Annotated in this window: 17 protein-coding genes; 8 read left to right on the top strand and 9 right to left on the bottom strand. The window is 70.9% G+C overall.

Annotation, left to right across the window (positions count from 1 at the left end):
- Position 1: 1 nt before the first annotated feature.
- From ABZ951_RS24665 to ABZ951_RS24640, 6 genes are read right to left on the bottom strand one after another with little or no spacing between them, the layout of a single operon-like run.
- Entirely contained in the window at positions 2-1258 is a 1257-nt protein-coding gene (locus ABZ951_RS24665) for a cysteine desulfurase (protein ID WP_344091112.1), read from the bottom strand.
- Positions 1255-2022 (bottom strand): Fe-S cluster assembly ATPase SufC, encoded by a 768-nt coding sequence (gene sufC / locus ABZ951_RS24660; protein ID WP_344091114.1) that lies wholly within the window; start codon positions 2020-2022, stop codon positions 1255-1257. The genes ABZ951_RS24665 and sufC overlap by 4 nt, the downstream gene beginning before the upstream one ends.
- Before the next feature lie 7 nt (positions 2023-2029).
- A complete protein-coding gene (locus ABZ951_RS24655) occupies positions 2030-2356 on the bottom strand; it encodes a bifunctional 3-phenylpropionate/cinnamic acid dioxygenase ferredoxin subunit (protein WP_344091116.1) in 327 nt (108 codons plus the stop codon).
- Positions 2353-3543, bottom strand: a complete 1191-nt coding sequence (gene sufD / locus ABZ951_RS24650; protein ID WP_344091118.1) for a Fe-S cluster assembly protein SufD — start codon at positions 3541-3543, stop codon at positions 2353-2355. Before sufD ends, ABZ951_RS24655 begins: the two co-directional genes overlap by 4 nt.
- Before the next feature lie 59 nt (positions 3544-3602).
- On the bottom strand, positions 3603-5024 hold the full coding sequence (gene sufB, locus ABZ951_RS24645; RefSeq protein WP_344091121.1) for a Fe-S cluster assembly protein SufB: 1422 nt from the start codon (positions 5022-5024) through the stop codon (positions 3603-3605).
- Positions 5021-5827: an ArsR family transcriptional regulator gene (locus tag ABZ951_RS24640; protein WP_344091123.1), complete on the bottom strand. Its 807-nt coding sequence runs from the start codon at positions 5825-5827 to the stop codon at positions 5021-5023. The genes sufB and ABZ951_RS24640 overlap by 4 nt, the downstream gene beginning before the upstream one ends.
- Before the next feature lie 171 nt (positions 5828-5998).
- On the opposite strand from ABZ951_RS24640, the gene ABZ951_RS24635 reads away from it, so the two are divergent.
- From ABZ951_RS24635 to ABZ951_RS24625, 3 genes are all read left to right on the top strand, one after another.
- Positions 5999-6961, top strand: a complete 963-nt coding sequence (locus ABZ951_RS24635) for an ABC transporter ATP-binding protein (protein WP_344091125.1) — start codon at positions 5999-6001, stop codon at positions 6959-6961.
- A complete protein-coding gene (locus ABZ951_RS24630) occupies positions 6958-7749 on the top strand; it encodes an ABC transporter permease (RefSeq protein ID WP_344091127.1) in 792 nt (263 codons plus the stop codon). The genes ABZ951_RS24635 and ABZ951_RS24630 overlap by 4 nt, the downstream gene beginning before the upstream one ends.
- 98 nt (positions 7750-7847) lie before the next feature.
- Positions 7848-8840: a COX15/CtaA family protein gene (locus ABZ951_RS24625; protein WP_344091130.1), complete on the top strand. Its 993-nt coding sequence runs from the start codon at positions 7848-7850 to the stop codon at positions 8838-8840.
- Here the strand turns inward: ABZ951_RS24625 and ABZ951_RS24620 are convergent.
- From ABZ951_RS24620 to ABZ951_RS24610, 3 genes are all read right to left on the bottom strand, one after another.
- On the bottom strand, positions 8813-9859 hold the full coding sequence (locus tag ABZ951_RS24620) for an amidohydrolase (RefSeq protein ID WP_344091132.1): 1047 nt from the start codon (positions 9857-9859) through the stop codon (positions 8813-8815). The two genes, ABZ951_RS24625 and ABZ951_RS24620, sit on opposite strands and share 28 nt — an antisense overlap.
- A gap of 86 nt (positions 9860-9945) precedes the next feature.
- On the bottom strand, positions 9946-10305 hold the full coding sequence (locus tag ABZ951_RS24615) for a hypothetical protein (RefSeq protein WP_344091134.1): 360 nt from the start codon (positions 10303-10305) through the stop codon (positions 9946-9948).
- A 24-nt stretch (positions 10306-10329) separates the two neighbouring features.
- The gene (locus ABZ951_RS24610) at positions 10330-11271 is read right to left on the bottom strand and encodes a heme o synthase (RefSeq protein ID WP_344091136.1); all 942 of its coding nucleotides are present in this window, start codon (positions 11269-11271) and stop codon (positions 10330-10332) included.
- A 442-nt stretch (positions 11272-11713) separates the two neighbouring features.
- Between ABZ951_RS24610 and tkt the strand changes: the two genes are divergently transcribed.
- Genes tkt through pgl form a run of 5 tightly spaced genes read left to right on the top strand, consistent with a single transcriptional unit; the run spans position 11714 to position 18330 of the window.
- Positions 11714-13801, top strand: a complete 2088-nt coding sequence (tkt, locus tag ABZ951_RS24605; protein ID WP_344091139.1) for a transketolase — start codon at positions 11714-11716, stop codon at positions 13799-13801.
- Positions 13802-13834: 33 nt separating this feature from the next.
- Positions 13835-14950 (top strand): transaldolase, encoded by a 1116-nt coding sequence (gene tal / locus ABZ951_RS24600; protein ID WP_344091141.1) that lies wholly within the window; start codon positions 13835-13837, stop codon positions 14948-14950.
- 1 nt (position 14951) lies between these two features.
- Positions 14952-16478, top strand: coding sequence for a glucose-6-phosphate dehydrogenase (zwf, locus tag ABZ951_RS24595; RefSeq protein WP_344091143.1), 1527 nt, complete (start codon positions 14952-14954; stop codon positions 16476-16478).
- Positions 16475-17551 (top strand): glucose-6-phosphate dehydrogenase assembly protein OpcA, encoded by a 1077-nt coding sequence (opcA, locus tag ABZ951_RS24590; RefSeq protein WP_344091145.1) that lies wholly within the window; start codon positions 16475-16477, stop codon positions 17549-17551. Before zwf ends, opcA begins: the two co-directional genes overlap by 4 nt.
- Positions 17548-18330: a 6-phosphogluconolactonase gene (pgl, locus tag ABZ951_RS24585; RefSeq protein WP_344091147.1), complete on the top strand. Its 783-nt coding sequence runs from the start codon at positions 17548-17550 to the stop codon at positions 18328-18330. The genes opcA and pgl overlap by 4 nt, the downstream gene beginning before the upstream one ends.
- Positions 18331-18514: the final 184 nt, after the last annotated feature.

Here is an 18514-nt window from a genome sequence, read left to right as displayed (position 1 = left end):
ATTAACCGAAAAAGTTCCGCACGTGCTCCAGGCCCTCGACCAGGGCGTCGACCTCGCCGGGGGTGGAGTACAGATAGAACGACGCTCGCGTGGTCGCCGGAATTCCGTACCGCAGGCAGACCGGCCGCGCGCAGTGGTGACCGACCCGGACGGCGATGCCCTGCTCGTCCAGCACCTGGCCCACGTCGTGCGGGTGGATGTCACCGAGCGTGAAGGAGATGGTGGCTCCGCGGTCCTCGGCCGTCGTCGGGCCGATCAGCCGCAGGTCCGGGACCTCCTTGAGCCGGCGCACCGCGTACTCGGTGATCGCGTGCTCGTGGCGGGCGATGTTCTCCATGCCGATCGCCGAGAGGTAGTCCACCGCGGCGCCGAGGCCGACGGCCTGGGCGATCGGGGGCGTACCGGCCTCGAACTTGTGCGGCGCGGGGGCGTAGGTGGAGGAGTGCATCGAGACGGTCTCGATCATCTCGCCGCCGCCGAGGAACGGCGGGAGGTCCTCCAGCAGCTCCTGGCGGCCCCACAGCACGCCGATGCCCGTGGGCGCGCACATCTTGTGGCCGGTGAAGGCCACGAAGTCGGCCTGGAGGGCCTGGACGTCCAGCACCATGTGCGGCGCGGCCTGGGAGGCGTCGATGACGACGAGCGCCCCGACCTCCTGGGCCCGGCGGACGATCGCCTCGACGGGGTTGACCGTGCCCATGATGTTGGAGACCAGCACGAACGAGACGACCTTGGTCTTCTCGGTGATGATCTCGTCGATGTCGGACAGGTCCAGCCGGCCGTCGTCGGTGAGGCCGAACCACTTCAGCTTCGCGCCCGTGCGCTGCGAGAGCAGCTGCCACGGCACGATGTTGGAGTGGTGCTCCATCTCCGTGATGACGATCTCGGTGTCGTGGTCCACCCGGTAGGGCTCGTCGGCCCAGCCGAGCATGTTGGCCACGAGGTTGAGCGATTCCGAGGCGTTCTTGGTGAAGATCACCTCGTCACGGCTCGGCGCGTTGATGAACGCGGCGACCTTGTCACGCGCGCCCTCGTACAGTGCCGTGGCCTCCTCGGCGATCGTGTAGACACCGCGGTGGACGTTGGCGTTGTGGCGCTCGTAGTAGTCGTTCAGCGCGTCGAGCACCTGGCGCGGCTTCTGCGAGGTCGCCGCGGAGTCCAGGTAAACGATCTTCTTCCCGTCGTGGACCGTGCGGTCCAGGATGGGAAAGTCCTTACGGATCGCCTCGGTGTCGAGAAGGCCCGGCAGAATCGTCACGCGGTGACGCCACCCTTCGTCTGGTAAGCCTCGTAGCCCTCGTTCTCCAGCTTGTCGGCGAGCTCGGCGCCGCCGGACTCGACGATGCGGCCGTTGGAGAAGACGTGGACGAAGTCGGGCTTGATGTAGCGCAGGATGCGCGTGTAGTGGGTGATCAGCAGGGTGCCGACCTCACCGGTCTCACGGACGCGGTTGACGCCCTCGGAGACCTGGCGCAGCGCGTCGACGTCCAGACCGGAGTCCGTCTCGTCGAGGATCGCGATCTTCGGCTTGAGGAGCTCCAGCTGGAGGATCTCGTGGCGCTTCTTCTCACCGCCGGAGAAGCCCTCGTTGACGTTGCGCTCGGCGAAGGAGGGGTCCATCTGGAGCTGCTCCATCGCGGACTTGACCTCCTTCACCCAGGTGCGCAGCTTGGGGGCCTCGCCGCGGATGGCGGTGGCGGAGGTGCGCAGGAAGTTGGAGACCGAGACGCCGGGGACCTCGACCGGGTACTGCATGGCGAGGAAGACGCCGGCGCGGGCGCGTTCGTCGACGGACATCTCCAGGACGTCCTCGCCGTCGAGGGTGACGGTGCCGCCGGTGATCGTGTACTTGGGGTGACCCGCGAGGGAGTACGCGAGGGTGGACTTGCCGGAGCCGTTGGGGCCCATGATGGCGTGGGTCTCGCCCTGCTTCACGGTCAGGTCGACGCCCTTGAGGATCTCGCGGGGGCCGTTCTCGGCCTCGACGGAGACGTGCAGGTCGTGGATCTCAAGCGTTGCCATGGGGAACTCAGGACTCCTGGGTGACGGAGACGAGCACGTCGTCCCCTTGGATCTTGACGGGGTATACGGGGACGGGGCGCGTGGCGGGCAGGCCCGAGGGCTTGCCCGTGCGGAGGTCGAAGCTGGAGCCGTGCAGCCAGCACTCGATGGCGCAGTCCTCCACCTCGCCCTCGGACAGCGAGACGTTGGCGTGCGAACAGATGTCGTTGATCGCGTACACCTCGCCCTCGGTGCGGACGACCGCGACCGGCGTGCCGGCGAGCTCGACCCGCTTGGGGGTGTCGTCCTCCAGCTCGCTCAGCCCGCAGGCTCGTACGAACGCTGCCTCGCTCATGCCACCGACGCTCCCAGCTCGGTCTCGATCTGCGCGATCAGGCGCTCCTCGAGCTCCGGGATGCCGATCTGCTGGACGAGCTCGGCGAAGAAGCCGCGCACGACCAGGCGGCGGGCCTCGTCGGCGGGGATGCCGCGGGCCATCAGGTAGAACAGCTGCTCGTCGTCGAAACGGCCGGTCGCCGAGGCATGGCCGGCGCCGACGATCTCACCGGTCTCGATCTCCAGGTTGGGCACGGAGTCGACCCGGGCGCCGTCGGTGAGGACGAGGTTGCGGTTGAGCTCGTAGGTGTCCGTGCCCTCGGCCGCGGCGCGGATGAGCACGTCACCGATCCAGACCGCGTGGGCGTCCTGGCCCTGCAGCGCGCCCTTGTAGGCGACGTTGCTGCGGCAGTGCGGGGTGTCGTGGTCGACGAAGAGGCGGTGCTCCTGGTGCTGGCCCTTGTCGGTGAAGTACAGACCGTAGAGCTCGGCCTCGCCGCCGGGGGCGCCGTAGACGACCCGAGGGTGGAGGCGGACCAGGTCGCCGCCGAAGGTGACGATCACGGACTTGAAGGAGGCGTCCCGGCCGACCAGCGCGGTGTGCTGGGCGACGTGCACCGCGGTGGCGTCCCAGTCCTGGATGGAGACGACGGTGAGCTTGGCGCCGTCGCCGATGACGTACTCGACGTTGGCGGCGAGGGTGGCCTCGCCGGTGTGGTCGAGGATCACGACGGCCTCCGCGAAGGCACCGACCTCCACGACCTGGTGGCCGAAGGCCACCCCGCCCTCGCCGTGCACGGCGATGCGGATGGGCTCGCTGAGGACGGTCTCCTTGGGAACGGAGACGACCGAGGCCTTCTCGAAGGAGCTGTACGCCTGGGCGGCGACCCGGTCGACCGGCTTGCCGGTCCGGCCGAGGCGGGCGTCGTCACGGCCGACGGCCTCGACGGTGACGCCCTCGGGGGCGCTCACCTCGACGCGGACGCCGGGGCCGTCCCCGCCCTTCTCCAGGGCCGTGCCGTCGTGCAGACCGCGGAGGCGCTCCAGCGGGGTGAACCGCCACTCCTCCTCGCGGCCGTGCGGCACGGGGAAGTCCGCGACGTTGTACGAGGCCGGGGCGCTGACCCGCGCGTCGATGGGCTGCTGGGGTCCGCCCACCTGGATGGCGCCGTCGGTCGTGCTGCCGGCGGGAGTGTTCTCAGCCATGGCTGTCGTCGTGCTCTCTTCCTGTCACAAAGGGGTCGCTGCGGTCCGAACGGCGGGTGTCAGCCGACCGCGCCTTCCATCTGCAGCTCGATCAGCCGGTTGAGCTCCAGGGCGTACTCCATGGGCAGCTCGCGGGCGATCGGCTCGACGAAGCCGCGCACGATCATCGCCATGGCCTCGAACTCGGTCAGGCCGCGGCTCATCAGGTAGAAGAGCTGGTCGTCGCTGACCTTGGAGACGGTCGCCTCGTGGCCCATGGAGACGTCGTCCTCGCGGACGTCGACGTAGGGGTAGGTGTCCGACCGGGAGATGGTGTCCACCAGCAGGGCGTCGCAGAGCACGTTCGACTTGGAGCCGTGGGCGCCCTCGCCGATCTCGATGAGGCCGCGGTAGGAGGTGCGGCCACCGCCTCGCGCCACCGACTTGGAGACGATGTTGGAGGAGGTGTTCGGCGCCATGTGGACCATCTTGGCGCCGGCGTCCTGGTGCTGGCCCTCGCCGGAGAAGGCGATGGACAGGGTCTCACCCTTGGCGTGCTCGCCCATCAGGTAGACGGCCGGGTACTTCATGGTCACCTTGGAGCCGATGTTGCCGTCGACCCACTCCATGGTGGCGCCCTCGTAGGCCACGGCGCGCTTGGTGACCAGGTTGTAGACGTTGTTCGACCAGTTCTGGATCGTCGTGTAGCGGCAGCGGCCGCCCTTCTTCACGATGATCTCCACGACGGCGCTGTGCAGCGAGTCGGAGGAATAGATCGGGGCGGTGCAGCCCTCGACGTAGTGAACGTAGGCGTTCTCGTCGACGATGATCAGCGTCCGCTCGAACTGGCCCATGTTCTCCGTGTTGATGCGGAAGTAGGCCTGGAGCGGGATGTCGACGTGGACGCCCGGCGGGACGTAGATGAAGGAGCCGCCGGACCACACGGCGGTGTTCAGCGACGCGAACTTGTTGTCACCGACGGGGATGACCGTGCCGAAGTACTCCTGGAAGAGCTCCGGGTGCTCCTTGAGCGCGGTGTCGGTGTCCAGGAAGAGGACGCCCTGCTCCTCCAGGTCCTCGCGGATCTGGTGGTAGACGACCTCCGACTCGTACTGGGCGGCGACACCGGCGACGAGGCGCTGCTTCTCGGCCTCCGGGATGCCCAGCTTGTCGTAGGTGTTCTTGATGTCCGCGGGCAGGTCCTCCCAGGAGGCGGCCTGCTTCTCGGTGGAGCGGACGAAGTACTTGATGTTGTCGAAGTCGATGCCCGTGAGGTCGGAGCCCCAGGTGGGCATGGGCTTCTTGCCGAAGAGCTTGAGGCCCTTCAGGCGCAGCTTCAGCATCCACTCCGGCTCGGACTTCTTGGCGGAGATGTCCCGGACGACCTCCTCGGAGAGGCCGCGCTTGGCGGTGGCACCGGCCACGTCGGAGTCGGCCCAGCCGTATTCGTACGTGCCCAGGCCCTCGAGCTCAGGGTGGGCAGTCTCCGTGGGGAGAGTCATGCGGGGTTCCTCCCGGCCGTGCTGGCGGATGCTGTGGTGGTCTTTGTGGTGCTCTTGGGAATGAACGTCGTGCACACACCGTCGCCGTGGGCGATGGTGGCCAGACGCTGCACATGGGTCCCGAGCAGGCGGGAGAAGACCTCGGTCTCCGCCTCGCACAGCTGCGGGAACTGCTCGGCGACATGGGCGACCGGGCAGTGGTGCTGGCAAAGCTGTTCGCCGACCGGTGCGCTACGCGCCGTAGCAGCGTACCCGTCCTTGGTCAATGCCCGGGCAAGGGCCTCCGCGCGCTCTTCGGGGGCGACGGCCTCCAGGGCCTCGCGGTACCCCTCGGCCTGCGCGGCCATCCGGGCGCGGGCGAAGGCGGCCACGGCCGCCTCGCCCATCTCGCCGCCGCCGGCGGCCTGGGCGATCCAGCGCAGGGCGTCCCCGGCCAGCTTGTCGTACGCCTGGTCGAAGGCGTCCCGGCCGCAGTCGGTGAGCGCGAACGCCTTCGCGGGGCGCCCGCGGGTGCGCGCGCCGTAGACCCGCTTCTCACGGGGCTCGACGACGCCCTCGGCGGCCAGGGTGTCCAGGTGGCGCCGGACTGCGGCCTGGGTCAGCTCCAGGCGCAGGGCCAGCTCCGCGGCGGTCGACGGACCGTGATCGAGGATGGAGCGGGCGACGCGGTTCCGCGTGCCGCGCTGGTCGTCCTGGGCGCGCTCGGCGTGCTCAACGCGCTCGGTCTCATGCGCGGGCGCAGTCGCGGCCCCGGTGGCCGACTGGGCCTCGGGGTCCTGCGGAGCCTCGCTCGCGTATTTCACAACACCATTGTTGCGTAATTAGCGGGAGGGCGACAAGCCCGGCCGGGGCCGCCGATCGGTGGCGTCGATCACTAAGGGTCACCTAACCGCCACCCGGAAGATCATCGGGAACGCATGGGCGAACACCCCCGGGGCAGCCCCGGGGACCCCCTTGTTCGTAGACTTCCCGCCATGCGCAGCGTCTTCCCGGGTGACACTCCCCGGGCCCCCGGCCGAGAGCCCGCGGTCGAGGTCCACGGCCTGGTGAAGCGGTACGGAGCCAAATCCGCGGTGGACGGGCTCGACCTGTCCGTCGCGCGCGGCGCCCTGACGGCCGTCCTCGGCCCCAACGGCGCCGGCAAGACCACCACCGTCGAGACCTGCGAGGGCTACCGGCGCCCCGACGCCGGCACGGTCCGCGTCCTCGGGCTCGACCCCGTCGCCGACTCCGCCGCGCTGCGCCCCCGGATCGGCGTGATGCTGCAGAGCGGCGGGGTCTACCCCGGTGCCCGCGCGGAGGAGATGCTCCGCCACACCGCGACCCTGCACGCCCATCCCCTGGACGTGGACGCCCTGATCGAACGGCTCGGGCTGGGCGGCTGCGGGCGCACGGCCTACCGGCGCCTGTCGGGCGGCCAGCAGCAGCGCCTCGCGCTGGCGATGGCCGTCGTCGGCCGCCCCGAGCTCGTCTTCCTCGACGAGCCGACCGCGGGCCTGGACCCGCAGGCCCGGCACGCCACCTGGGAGCTCGTCCGGGAGCTGCGCCGGGACGGCGTCACCGTCGTCCTGACCACGCACTACATGGACGAGGCCGAGGCCCTGGCCGACGACGTCGCCATCATCGACAGCGGCAAGGTCATCGCCCAGGGCAGTCCCGAGGAGCTGTGCCGCGGCGGCGCCGAGAACACCCTGCGCTTCGGCGGCCGCCCCGGCCTGGACCTCGCCTCGCTCCTCAAGGCGCTGCCCGCCGGCTCCTCCGCGGCGGAGCTGACCCCGGGCACGTACCGGATCAGCGGAAAGGTCGACCCGCAGCTGCTGGCGACCGTGACGACGTGGTGCGCGCAGCACGGCGTCATGCCGGACCGGATAGCGGTGGAGCGGCACACCCTGGAAGACGTCTTTTTGGAGCTGACCGGCAAGGAGCTGCGCGCATGAGCGTCACCGAGGGCACCTTCACGCCGAAGCCCGGCGCCGCCCCCCTTCCCCGGATGATCCGGGCGCAGGCGGCGCTGGAGACGCGGATGCTGCTGCGCAACGGCGAGCAGCTCCTGCTGACCGTCGTCATCCCCACGCTGCTGCTGGTGCTCTTCAGCACCGTCGACATCGTCACCGTGCCGGTCGGAACGGCGGACGGCGAGGGGAAGGCCGTCGACTTCCTGGCCCCGGGCATTCTCGCCCTGGCCGTGCTGTCGACGGCCTTCACCGGCCAGGCCATCGCCACCGGCTTCGAGCGCCGCTACGGGGTGCTCAAGCGGCTCGGCGCGTCGCCGCTGCCCCGCTGGGCCCTGATGGCCGCCAAGACGTGCTCGGTGCTGGTCACCGAGGTGCTGCAGATCGTCCTGCTGACGGTGATCGCCTTCGCCCTGGGCTGGTCGCCGCACGGCAACCCCTTCGCCGTCCTGCTGCTGCTCGTCCTGGGCACCGCGGCCTTCTCGGGGCTGGGGCTGCTGATGGCGGGCACCCTGAAGGCCGAGGCGACGCTGGCCGCCGCGAACCTGGTGTTCCTGCTCCTGCTGGTCGGCGGCGGCGTGATCGTGCCGCTGGACAAGTTCCCGGACGCCGCCCAGAGCGTCCTGGGGCTGCTGCCGATCTCCGCGCTCTCGGACGGGTTGCGGGACGTCCTGCAGCACGGCGCGGGCATGCCCTGGGGCGATCTCGGGATCCTCGCCGTGTGGGCCGTGCTCGGCCTCGGCGCGGCGGCCCGGTACTTCCGCTGGGAGTGAGCGGCCCGGGCGGCGACCGGCAGGCAAGGGACCGGGGCCATGCGCCACCACGGCCCCCCTCGTGAATCCGTGCACAAGCGGGCCTTTACGATGACCCTGTGCCGAATTCGCTGAACCCCATGCAGCTCATTGCCGACCGCTGGCAGCCGTCCGCGCGCTTCGTACGGCGGGCCGCGTTCGCCTGCGTCGTGATGGCCGTGGTCATCGTCGTGACCGGCGGCGCGGTCCGGCTCACCCAGTCCGGGCTCGGCTGCCCGACGTGGCCGACCTGCACCGAGGACAGCCTGACGCCGACGCCCGAGATGGGCATCAACGGCGTCATCGAGTTCGCCAACCGCATGCTCACCTATGTGCTGTGCGCTTTCGTCGGCCTGGCGATCGTGGCGGCACGCGCGCGTGCCCCGCGCCGCCGCAGCCTGACCCGGCTGGGCTGGGCGCAGTTCTGGCTCGTCGCGAGCAACGGCATCATCGGCGGGATCACGGTGCTGACGGGCCTCAACCCGTACATCGTCGCCTCGCACTTCCTGGCGGCCACCGCGCTGCTGACGGTCGCGGTGGTGATGTGGCTGCGCGCGTCCGAGGGTGACGAGGAGCCGCGCGATCTGGTGGCCCGCCCGGTGCGGCAGCTCAGCTGGGTGCTGGTCGTCGCGACCGCCCTGCTGATCGTGATCGGCACCGTGGTGACGGGCTCGGGGAAGCACGCGGGCGACGCGAAGAAGGACGTCCACCGCATCCCGCTGGACGTCCGGGAGATCACCCAGTTGCACGTCGACTTCGTCTGTGTCGTGCTCGGCCTGACCGTGGCCCTGTGGTTCGTGCTGCGGGCCGTCAAGGCACCGGCGGTGACGGCCCGCAGGGTCGTCGAGCTGTTCGGCGTGCTGCTGCTCCAGGGGACCGTCGGCTTCGTGCAGTACTTCAACGACTCCCCCGAGCTCCTCGTGGGCACCCACATGTTCGGTTCCTGCCTGGTGTGGATCGCCGTCCTGCGGGTGTTCCTGTCCCTGCGGGACCGCGGTGAGCTCCTCGCGGCGGTGCCCGCTCCCTCCGGCGGGCACGAGGCCCTTCAGGCGACCGCCGCGTCCAGCCGGTAGACCCTGCGCGCGGTGCCGGCCGCGACGAGCGAGACGATCCGCTCCGCCTCCCCGCGCCCGCACCAGCCGTCGGCGTGCCACTCGGCCATGAGCCGGCTCATGGCCCGGGCGAACGACCGGGCGGCGACCACGTAGAGTTCCGCCAGCGCCCGCGCACCGGTGGAGAACAGCAGCTTGCCGAACGGCGCCTCACAGAGGGTCTCCCCGGGCCGGGTGCCCACGTCCGCGTAGACGTGCGGGAAGGCCGCGGCGAGCCGCGCGGCCTGCCGGTGGTGCCAGGGGTCGGGCAGCAGCACCAGGTCCGTGCCCATGCCCTCCGTCGCCCGCAGGAAGCCGGTCAGGCGCTGCGGGTCGGAGCAGTGCAACTGGACGGGCAGCCCGGTGGTGACCGCGCTCCACAGCAGATGGCGGGCGAGCACGGGGTCGGTCAGGGGTGTGCCCGGGCGGCGGCCGGCCAGCCGGCGCCCGGCGGCCCGGCGGACCTCGGCCGGCCCCGGCGGGGCCCCGTCGCAAGCCTGGACGCCTGAGGCGAACGCCAGTGCGCTCCCGGCGGCTCCCTGGACGGCCTCGGCGGTCCAGGCGGTGAAGGATTCGGCGCTTCCCGAGGTGTCGGCGATCTGTTCGGCGAGCGCTTCGAGGCGGACGACCTCGTGGGCGCGCCCGCCGGCCGCGCTGGCCAGCTCCGCGGCCGACGTCAGGCCGCTGCGCTCACCCGACTCCAGCAGGAACGTCCCGATGCCCGCGCCCCTCAGCAGCAGCCGGCCCGCCCCGTAGGCGCCCAGCTCCCGGCGGCGGGCCAGGTAGCGGACCGGGGAGCAGAAGGGCTCCAGGCCCAGCAGGGGCGGGCACCAGCGGCGGACCGCCAGCCCGGTGCGGCTGTCGAAGAAGCTGGTGCCGGGCGGGGCCGGGCCGGTGGACCCGGCGGCCGCGGCGAGGTGCCTCTCGAAGCCGCCGAGCCCCAGGTCACCGTGGACGGCGCCGTGGCTGTGCTGATCGACCAGCGGCGGCATGTCGTCCATCCGCCCCCCTCATCCCCCGTGCCGGGCCCGCCGCCGAGCGTCGCTCGCGGCGGGTTCACCGGTCTAACGGGCGAGAGGGCCGTCAGTTATTGCTGCGGGTTGGCGGGCCCGCCGAGCTGCAGGCCGGCCATGCGGGACCACTCGTACGGGCCGGTGCGGACCTTGGCCGCGAACTCGCCGTCGAAGTCGTCGTGCAGGGTGAGGCCGGCGAGGGCGGCGGCCGTGCGGGCGGTCTCCATGGAGGGGGCGACGAGATTGCCCCACTCGCCGTTGGCACCGACCAGGGCGATCCGGGTGGTGCCGCGGGCGATGTGCGCCAGCTGGCCCTCGGCACTGCCGCCGTGGCTCGTGGCGAACGCGCGGATCTGCTTGGCGAGCCGGGCGGCCTTGCGGTCCGCCGTGGCCTCGGGTGCGGCCGCGTCGGCCTGCGGGGTGGTGTCTGCCATGAGCCAGATGCTACCCGTCGGTAATCAACGGAGGAAGGGATCCACGGCGACGGCGGCGAAGAGCAGCGACACATAGGTGATGGACCAGTGGAAGAGGCGCATCTCCTTGAGCTTCGCCCCGGTGATCCCGGCCCGGGCGCGGCCGTGGAGGGCGTGCGCCTCCTTGAGCCACAGCGCGCCCAGCACGGCCGCGACGACCGTGTAGAACCAGCTGGTGTAGCCGAGCGGCTGCAGGGAGAGCGAGACCCCGACCATCACCCAGCTGTAGAGCACGATCTGGCGGGCGACCACCAGATTGCCGGCGATGACCGGCAGCATCGGCACACCCACGCGCTCGTAGTCGTCCTTGACCTTCATCGACAGCGGCCAGTAGTGCGGCGGTGTCCAGAAGAAGATGACGAGGAAGAGGACGAGGGCGGCCCAGGAGACGGAGTTGGTGACGGCGGACCAGCCGATGAAGACGGGCATGCAGCCGGCGATGCCGCCCCAGACGATGTTCTGCGCGGTACGCCTCTTGAGGATCATCGTGTAGACGACGACGTAGAACGCCGAGGCGCCGAGCGAGAGCATCGCCGACAGGGGGTTGACCAGGAACCAGAACCATGCGGTCGAGCCGACGGTCAGGGCGGTCGCGAAGACCAGGCACTCGCCCGGCGAGACCATCCCGGTGACCAGGGGGCGCTGCGACGTGCGGTCCATCAGCGCGTCGATGTCCCGGTCGATGTACATGTTGTAGGCGCCGGCGCCGCCGGCGGACAGATAGCCGCCGATGCAGGTGGCCAGCACCAGCCACAGGTCGGGGACGCCTTCCGCGGCGAGGAACATCACCGGGACGGTCGTCATCAGCAGCAGTTCGATGACCCGCGGCTTGGTCAGCGCCACGAACGCCTTCACACGGGCCCCGAACGGCCGGTGACCGGGGCTCTCCGCGAGCACCCCCGCAGGACGGGATTCGACGGCCGTCACGCACACCCCTGACAGAGATAAGGCCAGCAAGCACATCATTCCGGGCAGGAAGAACCCCGGTAAAGGCTTGCGCGTACCACGCCACTCTAGACGTAGGGGGTACCCCGGCCTTCGCCGGGGTGGGGTCGTGTTGGGGCCGTAGCGGACCTGATCCGTACCGGATCCGCAACGGCTCGGCATCGGATCAGCAGCCCTGGGAACATGACACAGCGGAAGCGTTCGGGAGGCGGGCACGCGGCCTCCCCGGCAGGCTGGAGATGACCGTCGCGCCCGCGGCGGGAATCTTTCCCGACAGGAACAGGTTGCCCGGGGCATCGGGTCCCGACGGCCGACTGTGCGTCGAAAAGGCGCACGTCCCTGCGGGGTAGGCTCGACAGCGCCGCGTCGTGGCGGAAGACCGCCCCCGGCAAAAAGAACATGTGGAGAGGAGCCCTGACCGAGGGTGAGCAACAAGCCGACCACAACAGACCTCGAGTGGACCGAACTGGACCAGCGGGCCGTCGATACCGCCCGCGTCCTGGCCATGGACTCCGTGCAGAAGGTCGGCAACGGCCATCCCGGCACGGCCATGAGCCTGGCGCCCGCCGCGTACCTGCTGTTCCAGAAGCTGATGCGGCACGACCCGAGTGACGCCGACTGGACCGGCCGCGACCGGTTCGTCCTCTCCCCCGGCCACACCAGCCTGACCCTCTACGTGCAGCTCTTCATGGCCGGCTACGGCCTGGAGCTCTCGGACCTGAAGTCCTTCCGCACCTGGGACAGCAAGACCCCGGGCCACCCGGAGCACGGTCACACGCGCGGTGTGGAGACCACCACCGGCCCGCTGGGCCAGGGCATCGCCAACGCCGTGGGCATGGCGATGGCCGCCCGCTACGAGCGCGGCCTGTTCGACCCGGAGGCGCCGCAGGGCACCTCCCCGTTCGACCACACCATCTGGGCGATCGTCTCCGACGGCGACCTGGAGGAGGGCATCTCCGCCGAGGCGTCCTCGCTGGCCGGCCACCAGAAGCTCGGCAACCTCGTCGCCCTGTACGACGACAACCACATCTCGATCGAGGGCGACACCGCGACGGCGTTCTCCGAGGACGTCCTCAAGCGGTACGAGGCCTACGGCTGGCACGTCCAGCGCATCGAGCAGGCCGAGAGCGGCGACTTCGACGTCCAGGCGCTGTACGCGGCGCTGAAGGCGGCGCAGGAGGAGACCGAGCGTCCCTCGATCATCGCCGCGCGCACGATCATCGCCTGGCCCGCCCCGAACGCCCAGAACACCGAGGCTTCGCACGGCTCCGCGCTCGGCGACGAAGAGGTCGCGGCGACCAAGAAGGTGCTGGGCTTCGACCCCGAGCAGACCTTCCAGGTCGACGAGGACGTCTTCGCGCACGTCCGCAAGGTCGTCGACCGCGGCCGCGAGGCGCACGCCACGTGGACCAAGCGGCTGCAGGAGTGGCGCTCCGCCAACCCGCAGCGCGCCGCGGAGTTCGACCGGATCAGCGCGGGCGAGCTGCCCGACGGCTGGGAGAAGGCGCTGCCCGCCTTCCCCGCCGGCAAGGCCGTCGCGACCCGCAAGGCGTCCGGTGAGGTCCTCAAGGCCCTCGGCGGCGTGATCCCCGAGCTGTGGGGCGGCTCCGCCGACCTCGCCGGCTCGAACAACACCACGATCGACGCGTCCTCGTCGTTCCTCCCGGAGGGCAACCCGCTCCCCGAGGCGAACCCGTACGGCCGCACGGTCCACTTCGGCATCCGTGAGCACGCCATGGGTTCGACCATGAACGGCATCGCGCTGCACGGCAACACGCGCGTCTACGGCGGCACCTTCCTGGTGTTCTCCGACTACATGCGCCCGGCCGTCCGCCTGGCCGCCCTGATGAAGCTGCCGGTCACCTACGTGTGGACGCACGACTCCATCGGTCTCGGCGAGGACGGCCCGACCCACCAGCCGGTCGAGCACATGGCCGCGCTGCGCGCCATCCCGGGCCTGAACATGGTCCGCCCGGCCGACGCCAACGAGACGGCCATCGCCTGGCGCGAGATCACCAAGCGGCACGTCACCCACCCGGCGCCGCACGGTCTCGCCCTCACCCGGCAGAACGTCCCGACGTACGAGGCGAACGAGGACGCGGCCAAGGGCGGTTACGTCCTGTTCGAGGCCGAGGGCGGCCGCCCCCAGGTGATCCTGATCGGCACCGGCTCCGAGGTCCAGCTGGCCGTGGAGGCCCGTGAGGCGCTCCAGGCCGAGGGCATCCCGACCCGCGTGGTCTCCATGCCGTCCGTCGAGTGGTTCGAGGAGCAGGACCAGGCGTACCGCGACGGCGTGCTGCTGCCGGACGTCAAGGCCCGCGTCGCGGTCGAGGCCGGCATCGGCCTCACCTGGCACCGCTTCGTCGGCGAGAGCGGCCGCATCGTGTCGCTGGAGCACTTCGGCGCCTCGGCGGACTACAAGGTCCTCTACCGCGAGTTCGGCCTGACGACCGAGGCCGTCGTCGCCGCCGCCCGCGAGTCGATCGCGCACGTCGACGCCCACCGCAGCTGACGCCCTTTACTACTAGTAGGAGATGCAATCCCCATGACAGACGCACTCAAGCGCCTCTCCGACGAAGGCGTCGCGATCTGGCTGGACGACCTGTCCCGCAAGCGCATCACGTCCGGCAACCTGGCCGAGCTCATCGACCAGAGCCACGTCGTGGGCGTCACGACCAACCCGTCGATCTTCCAGAAGGCCATCTCCAGCGGTGACGGCTACGAGCAGCAGCTCGCCGACCTCGCCGTGCGCGGGGTGACCGTGGAAGAGGCCATCCGCATGATCACCACGGCGGACGTCCGCGACGCCGCCGACATCCTGCGCCCGGTCTTCGACGCGACCGGCGGCCAGGACGGCCGGGTCTCCATCGAGGTCGACCCGCGCCTGGCGCACAACACCCACGCCACCGTCGCCGAGGCCAAGCAGCTGGCCTGGCTGGTGGACCGCCCCAACACGCTGATCAAGATCCCGGCGACGCAGGCCGGCCTGCCGGCGATCGCCGAGACCATCGGCCGGGGCATCAGCGTCAACGTGACGCTGATCTTCTCCCTGGAGCGCTACCGCGCGGTCATGGACGCCTACCTGACCGGTCTGGAGCAGGCCAAGGCCGCGGGCCTGGACCTCTCGCTGATCCATTCGGTCGCGTCCTTCTTCGTGTCCCGCGTGGACACCGAGATCGACAAGCGGCTGGACGCGCTGGGCACCGAGGAGGCCAAGGCGCTGCGCGGCAAGGCCGCCCTCGCCAACGCCCGCCTCGCCTACCAGGCGTACGAGGAGGTCTTCTCCTCCGACCGCTGGGCCGCCCTGGAGAAGGCCGGCGCCAACAAGCAGCGTGCGCTGTGGGCCTCGACCGGCGTGAAGGACCCGGCCTACAAGGACACCCTGTACGTGGACGACCTGGTCGCCCCGAACACGGTGAACACCATGCCGGAGGCCACCCTGGAGGCCGCGGCCGACCACGGGCAGATCACCGGTGACACCGTGCGCGGCACGTACGAGCAGGCCAAGGCCGAGCTCGACGCGCTGGCGAAGGTCGGGATCTCGTACGACGAGGTCGTGCAGCTCCTGGAGGACGAGGGCGTCGAGAAGTTCGAGGCGTCGTGGAACGACCTGCTGAAGTCCACTGAGGCGGAGCTCAAGCGCCTCGCTCCGGAGGCGTGAATTGAGCACAAGCAGCAATCCGCTGCGTGACGCTCAGGACCGACGGCTCCCGCGTATCGCGGGGCCGTCGGGCCTGGTCATCTTTGGCGTCACGGGCGATTTGTCCCGGAAAAAGCTGATGCCGGCGGTCTATGACCTCGCCAACCGGGGGCTGCTGCCGCCGGGCTTCTCCCTCATCGGCTTCGCCCGCCGCGACTGGGAGAACGAGGACTTCGCCCAGATCGTCCACGACGCGGTCAAGGAACACGCGCGCACGCCCTTCCGCGAGGAGGTCTGGCAGCAGCTCGTGCAGGGCTGCCGGTTCGTCCAGGGCGACTTCGACGACGACGTGGCCTTCGAGACCCTCAAGGACACCATCCACGACCTCGACAAGGCGCAGGGCACGGGCGGCAACTTCGCCTTCTACCTGTCCGTGCCGCCGAAGTTCTTCCCCAAGGTCGTCCAGCAGCTGAAGAAGCACGGCCTGGCCGACCAGAAGGAGGGCTCCTGGCGGCGCGCCGTCATCGAGAAGCCCTTCGGGCACGACCTGAAGAGCGCGCAGGAGCTCAACCAGGTCGTCCACGAGGTCTTCCCGCCCGAAGAGGTCTTCCGGATCGACCACTACCTGGGCAAGGAGACCGTCCAGAACATCCTGGCGCTCCGGTTCGCCAACACCCTCTTCGAGCCGATCTGGAACCGGTCCTACGTCGACCACGTGCAGATCACCATGGCCGAGGACATCGGCATCGGCGGCCGCGCCGGCTACTACGACGGCATCGGCGCCGCCCGCGACGTCATCCAGAACCACCTGCTCCAGTTGCTGGCGCTCACCGCCATGGAGGAGCCCGCCTCCTTCGACGCGGACGCGCTGGTCGCGGAGAAGACCAAGGTGCTCGGCGCCGTCCGGCTGCCCAAGGACCTCGGCAAGGAGACCGTCCGCGGCCAGTACGCGCACGGCTGGCAGGGCGGCCAGGAGGTCGTCGGCTACCTCGAAGAGGACGGCATCGACCCCCAGTCGAAGACCGACACCTACGCCGCGATCAAGCTGGAGATCGACAACCGCCGCTGGGCGGGCGTCCCCTTCTACCTCCGCACGGGCAAGCGGCTCGGCCGCCGCGTCACCGAGATCGCGGTGGTCTTCCAGCGCGCCCCGCACTCGCCCTTCGACCACACCGCCACCGAGGAGCTGGGGCAGAACGCCCTGGTCATCCGGGTGCAGCCGGACGAGGGCGTCACCCTGCGGTTCGGCTCGAAGGTGCCGGGCACCTCGATGGAGGTCCGGGACGTCTCGATGGACTTCGCCTACGGCGAGTCCTTCACCGAGTCCAGCCCCGAGGCGTACGAGCGGCTCATCCTCGATGTGCTGCTGGGCGACGCGAACCTCTTCCCGCGGCTGCGGGAGGTCGAACTGTCCTGGGAGATCCTCGACCCGATCGAGCGGTACTGGGACAAGCACGGCAAGCCCGCGTCCTACCAGGCCGGCACCTGGGGCCCGGACGAGGCCGACGAGATGCTCGCACGAGACGGACGGAGCTGGCGGCGGCCATGAAGATGGACCTCACGGACACCACGTCCAGCAAGATCAACAACGCGCTGGTCCAGGGCCGCCGCGCCATCGGCACCCCCGCCATCGGCATGGTCCTCACCCTGGTCATCGTCACCGACGAGGAGCACGCCTACGACGCGCTCAAGGCCGCCAACGAGGCGTCCCGCGAGCACCCCTCGCGCAAGCTCGTCGTCATCAAGCGGGTCAGCCGCTCGATGCGCGACCGCGCCAAGGCCCGCCTCGACGCCGAGGTCCGGGTCGGCACCAGCGCCGGCACCGGCGAGACGGTCGTCCTGCGGCTGTACGGCGACGTCATCGACCACGCCCAGTCGGTCGTGCTGCCGCTGCTGCTGCCCGACGCCCCCGTGGTCGTCTGGTGGCCGGTGGGTGCCCCGGTCAACCCCGAGAAGGACCCGCTGGGCGCCCTCGCCCAGCGCCGGGTGACCGACACCTACGCCGCCGAGGACCCCCTCGCGGAGGTTACGGCCCGCGCCGCGCACTACGCCCCCGGCGACACCGACCTCGCCTGGACCCGGATCACGCCGTGGCGCTCCATGCTCGCGGCCGCCCTGGACCAGCAGCAGGTCGACGTCGTCTCCGCCGAGGTCGAGGGCGAGGGCTACAACCCCAGCTGCGAGCTGCTGGCGATGTGGCTCGCGGACCGCCTCGGCGTGCCGGTGAAGCGGGCCGTCTCGGACGGCCCGGGCCTGACGGCCGTCCGGATGGAGACCAGGAACGGCCCGGTCGTCCTGGACCGCCCCAACGGCACGCTGGCCACGCTGTGCATGCCCGGCCAGCCGGACCGCGCCGTCGCGCTCAACCGGCGCGAGACCGCGGAGCTCCTCGCGGAGGAGCTGCGCAGGCTCGACCCGGACATCACCTACGAGTCCGCGCTGAAGTACGGCGTGGAGCGGCTCTCCCAGGGGAGCGGGAAGGCGTCCGGGGCGGCCGCCCCGAAGGCGTCCGAGGACGCCGGGAAGGCCGACGAGCCGGCCCCGGAGGCTCCGGAAGCCGCTGAGGCCCCCGCTCCCGCTCCCGCCAAGAAGGCGACGGGCAAGAAGGCGGCCGGCAAGTGAGCACCCCGCAGATCGTCGTCCACCGGGACAAGGAGCTGATGGCCCAGGCCGCGGCGGCCCGGCTGATCACGAAGATCGTCGACGCCCAGGCCGCCCGCGGCTCCGCCTCCGTCGTCCTCACCGGCGGGCGCAACGGCAACGGGCTGCTCGCCGCCCTCGCCACCGCGCCCGCGCGGGACGCGGTGGACTGGTCGCGGCTGGACCTGTGGTGGGGCGACGAGCGGTTCCTCCCCGAGGGTGACCCCGAGCGCAATTACACCCAGGCCCGGGAGGCGCTGCTCGACAGCGTGCCGCTGGACCCGGCCCGGGTGCACCCCATGGCCCCGGCCGGCGGCCCCTACGGGATCGACCCGGAGGCCGCGGCGGAGGCGTACGCGGCGGAGCTCGCCGCGGCCTCCCGGCCCGAGGACCACGGCCCGGTGCCGTCCTTCGACGTCCTGCTGCTGGGCGTCGGCCCGGACACGCACGTGGCGTCGCTCTTCCCCGAGATGCCGGGCGTGCGGGAGACCGAGCGGACGGTCATCGGGGTGCAGGGCGCTCCGAAGCCGCCGCCCGTCCGCGTCTCGCTGACGCTCCGCGCGATCCGCGCGGCGCGTGAGGTGTGGCTGCTGGCGGCGGGCGAGGACAAGGCGTCCGCCGTGGCGCTCGCGCTGAGCGGCGCGGGCGAGATCCAGGCCCCCGCCGCGGGGGCGTACGGCCGCAGCCGGACGCTGTGGCTGCTGGACGACGCCGCCGCGGCGCGCCTGCCGCGGGAGCTTTACCCCCCGGCGACGTCCTGACGGGGTAGCTGCGCGCGGCGTCCTCAATCACCGGACGGGCCGCTGTGCTCTGTCCTCAAAAGCGCCGGACGGGCTCATGAGCCCGTCCGGCCCTGGTCAACTGATCGTTCTCCGCACGCAGTTCGAGGATCTCGATGACGAGAGCCACATTCCGGCCGACGCCTCAGTCGTCAGGAGTCTCCGC

The organism is Streptomyces sp. NPDC046215, from assembly GCF_040646215.1.
In the GTDB taxonomy this organism is placed as follows: domain Bacteria; phylum Actinomycetota; class Actinomycetes; order Streptomycetales; family Streptomycetaceae; genus Streptomyces; species Streptomyces stramineus.
The sequence above is the reverse complement of the archived record's forward strand: the minus strand, read 5'-3'. Positions and strand labels throughout refer to the sequence as shown.

What these genes read in the sequence shown, in the direction of transcription:
- ABZ951_RS24630 (WP_344091127.1), top strand. Translation starts at nt 6,958, where the DNA reads ATGAGCGTCACCGAGGGCACCTTCACGCCGAAGCCCGGCGCCGCCCCC.
- sufB (WP_344091121.1), bottom strand. Translation starts at nt 5,024, where the DNA reads ATGACTCTCCCCACGGAGACTGCCCACCCTGAGCTCGAGGGCCTGGGC.
- ABZ951_RS24620 (WP_344091132.1), bottom strand. Translation starts at nt 9,859, where the DNA reads ATGGACGACATGCCGCCGCTGGTCGATCAGCACAGCCACGGCGCCGTC.
- ABZ951_RS24615 (WP_344091134.1), bottom strand. Translation starts at nt 10,305, where the DNA reads ATGGCAGACACCACCCCGCAGGCCGACGCGGCCGCACCCGAGGCCACG.
- ABZ951_RS24635 (WP_344091125.1), top strand. Translation starts at nt 5,999, where the DNA reads ATGCGCAGCGTCTTCCCGGGTGACACTCCCCGGGCCCCCGGCCGAGAG.
- sufC (WP_344091114.1), bottom strand. Translation starts at nt 2,022, where the DNA reads ATGGCAACGCTTGAGATCCACGACCTGCACGTCTCCGTCGAGGCCGAG.
- ABZ951_RS24655 (WP_344091116.1), bottom strand. Translation starts at nt 2,356, where the DNA reads ATGAGCGAGGCAGCGTTCGTACGAGCCTGCGGGCTGAGCGAGCTGGAG.
- tal (WP_344091141.1), top strand. Translation starts at nt 13,835, where the DNA reads ATGACAGACGCACTCAAGCGCCTCTCCGACGAAGGCGTCGCGATCTGG.
- opcA (WP_344091145.1), top strand. Translation starts at nt 16,475, where the DNA reads ATGAAGATGGACCTCACGGACACCACGTCCAGCAAGATCAACAACGCG.
- sufD (WP_344091118.1), bottom strand. Translation starts at nt 3,543, where the DNA reads ATGGCTGAGAACACTCCCGCCGGCAGCACGACCGACGGCGCCATCCAG.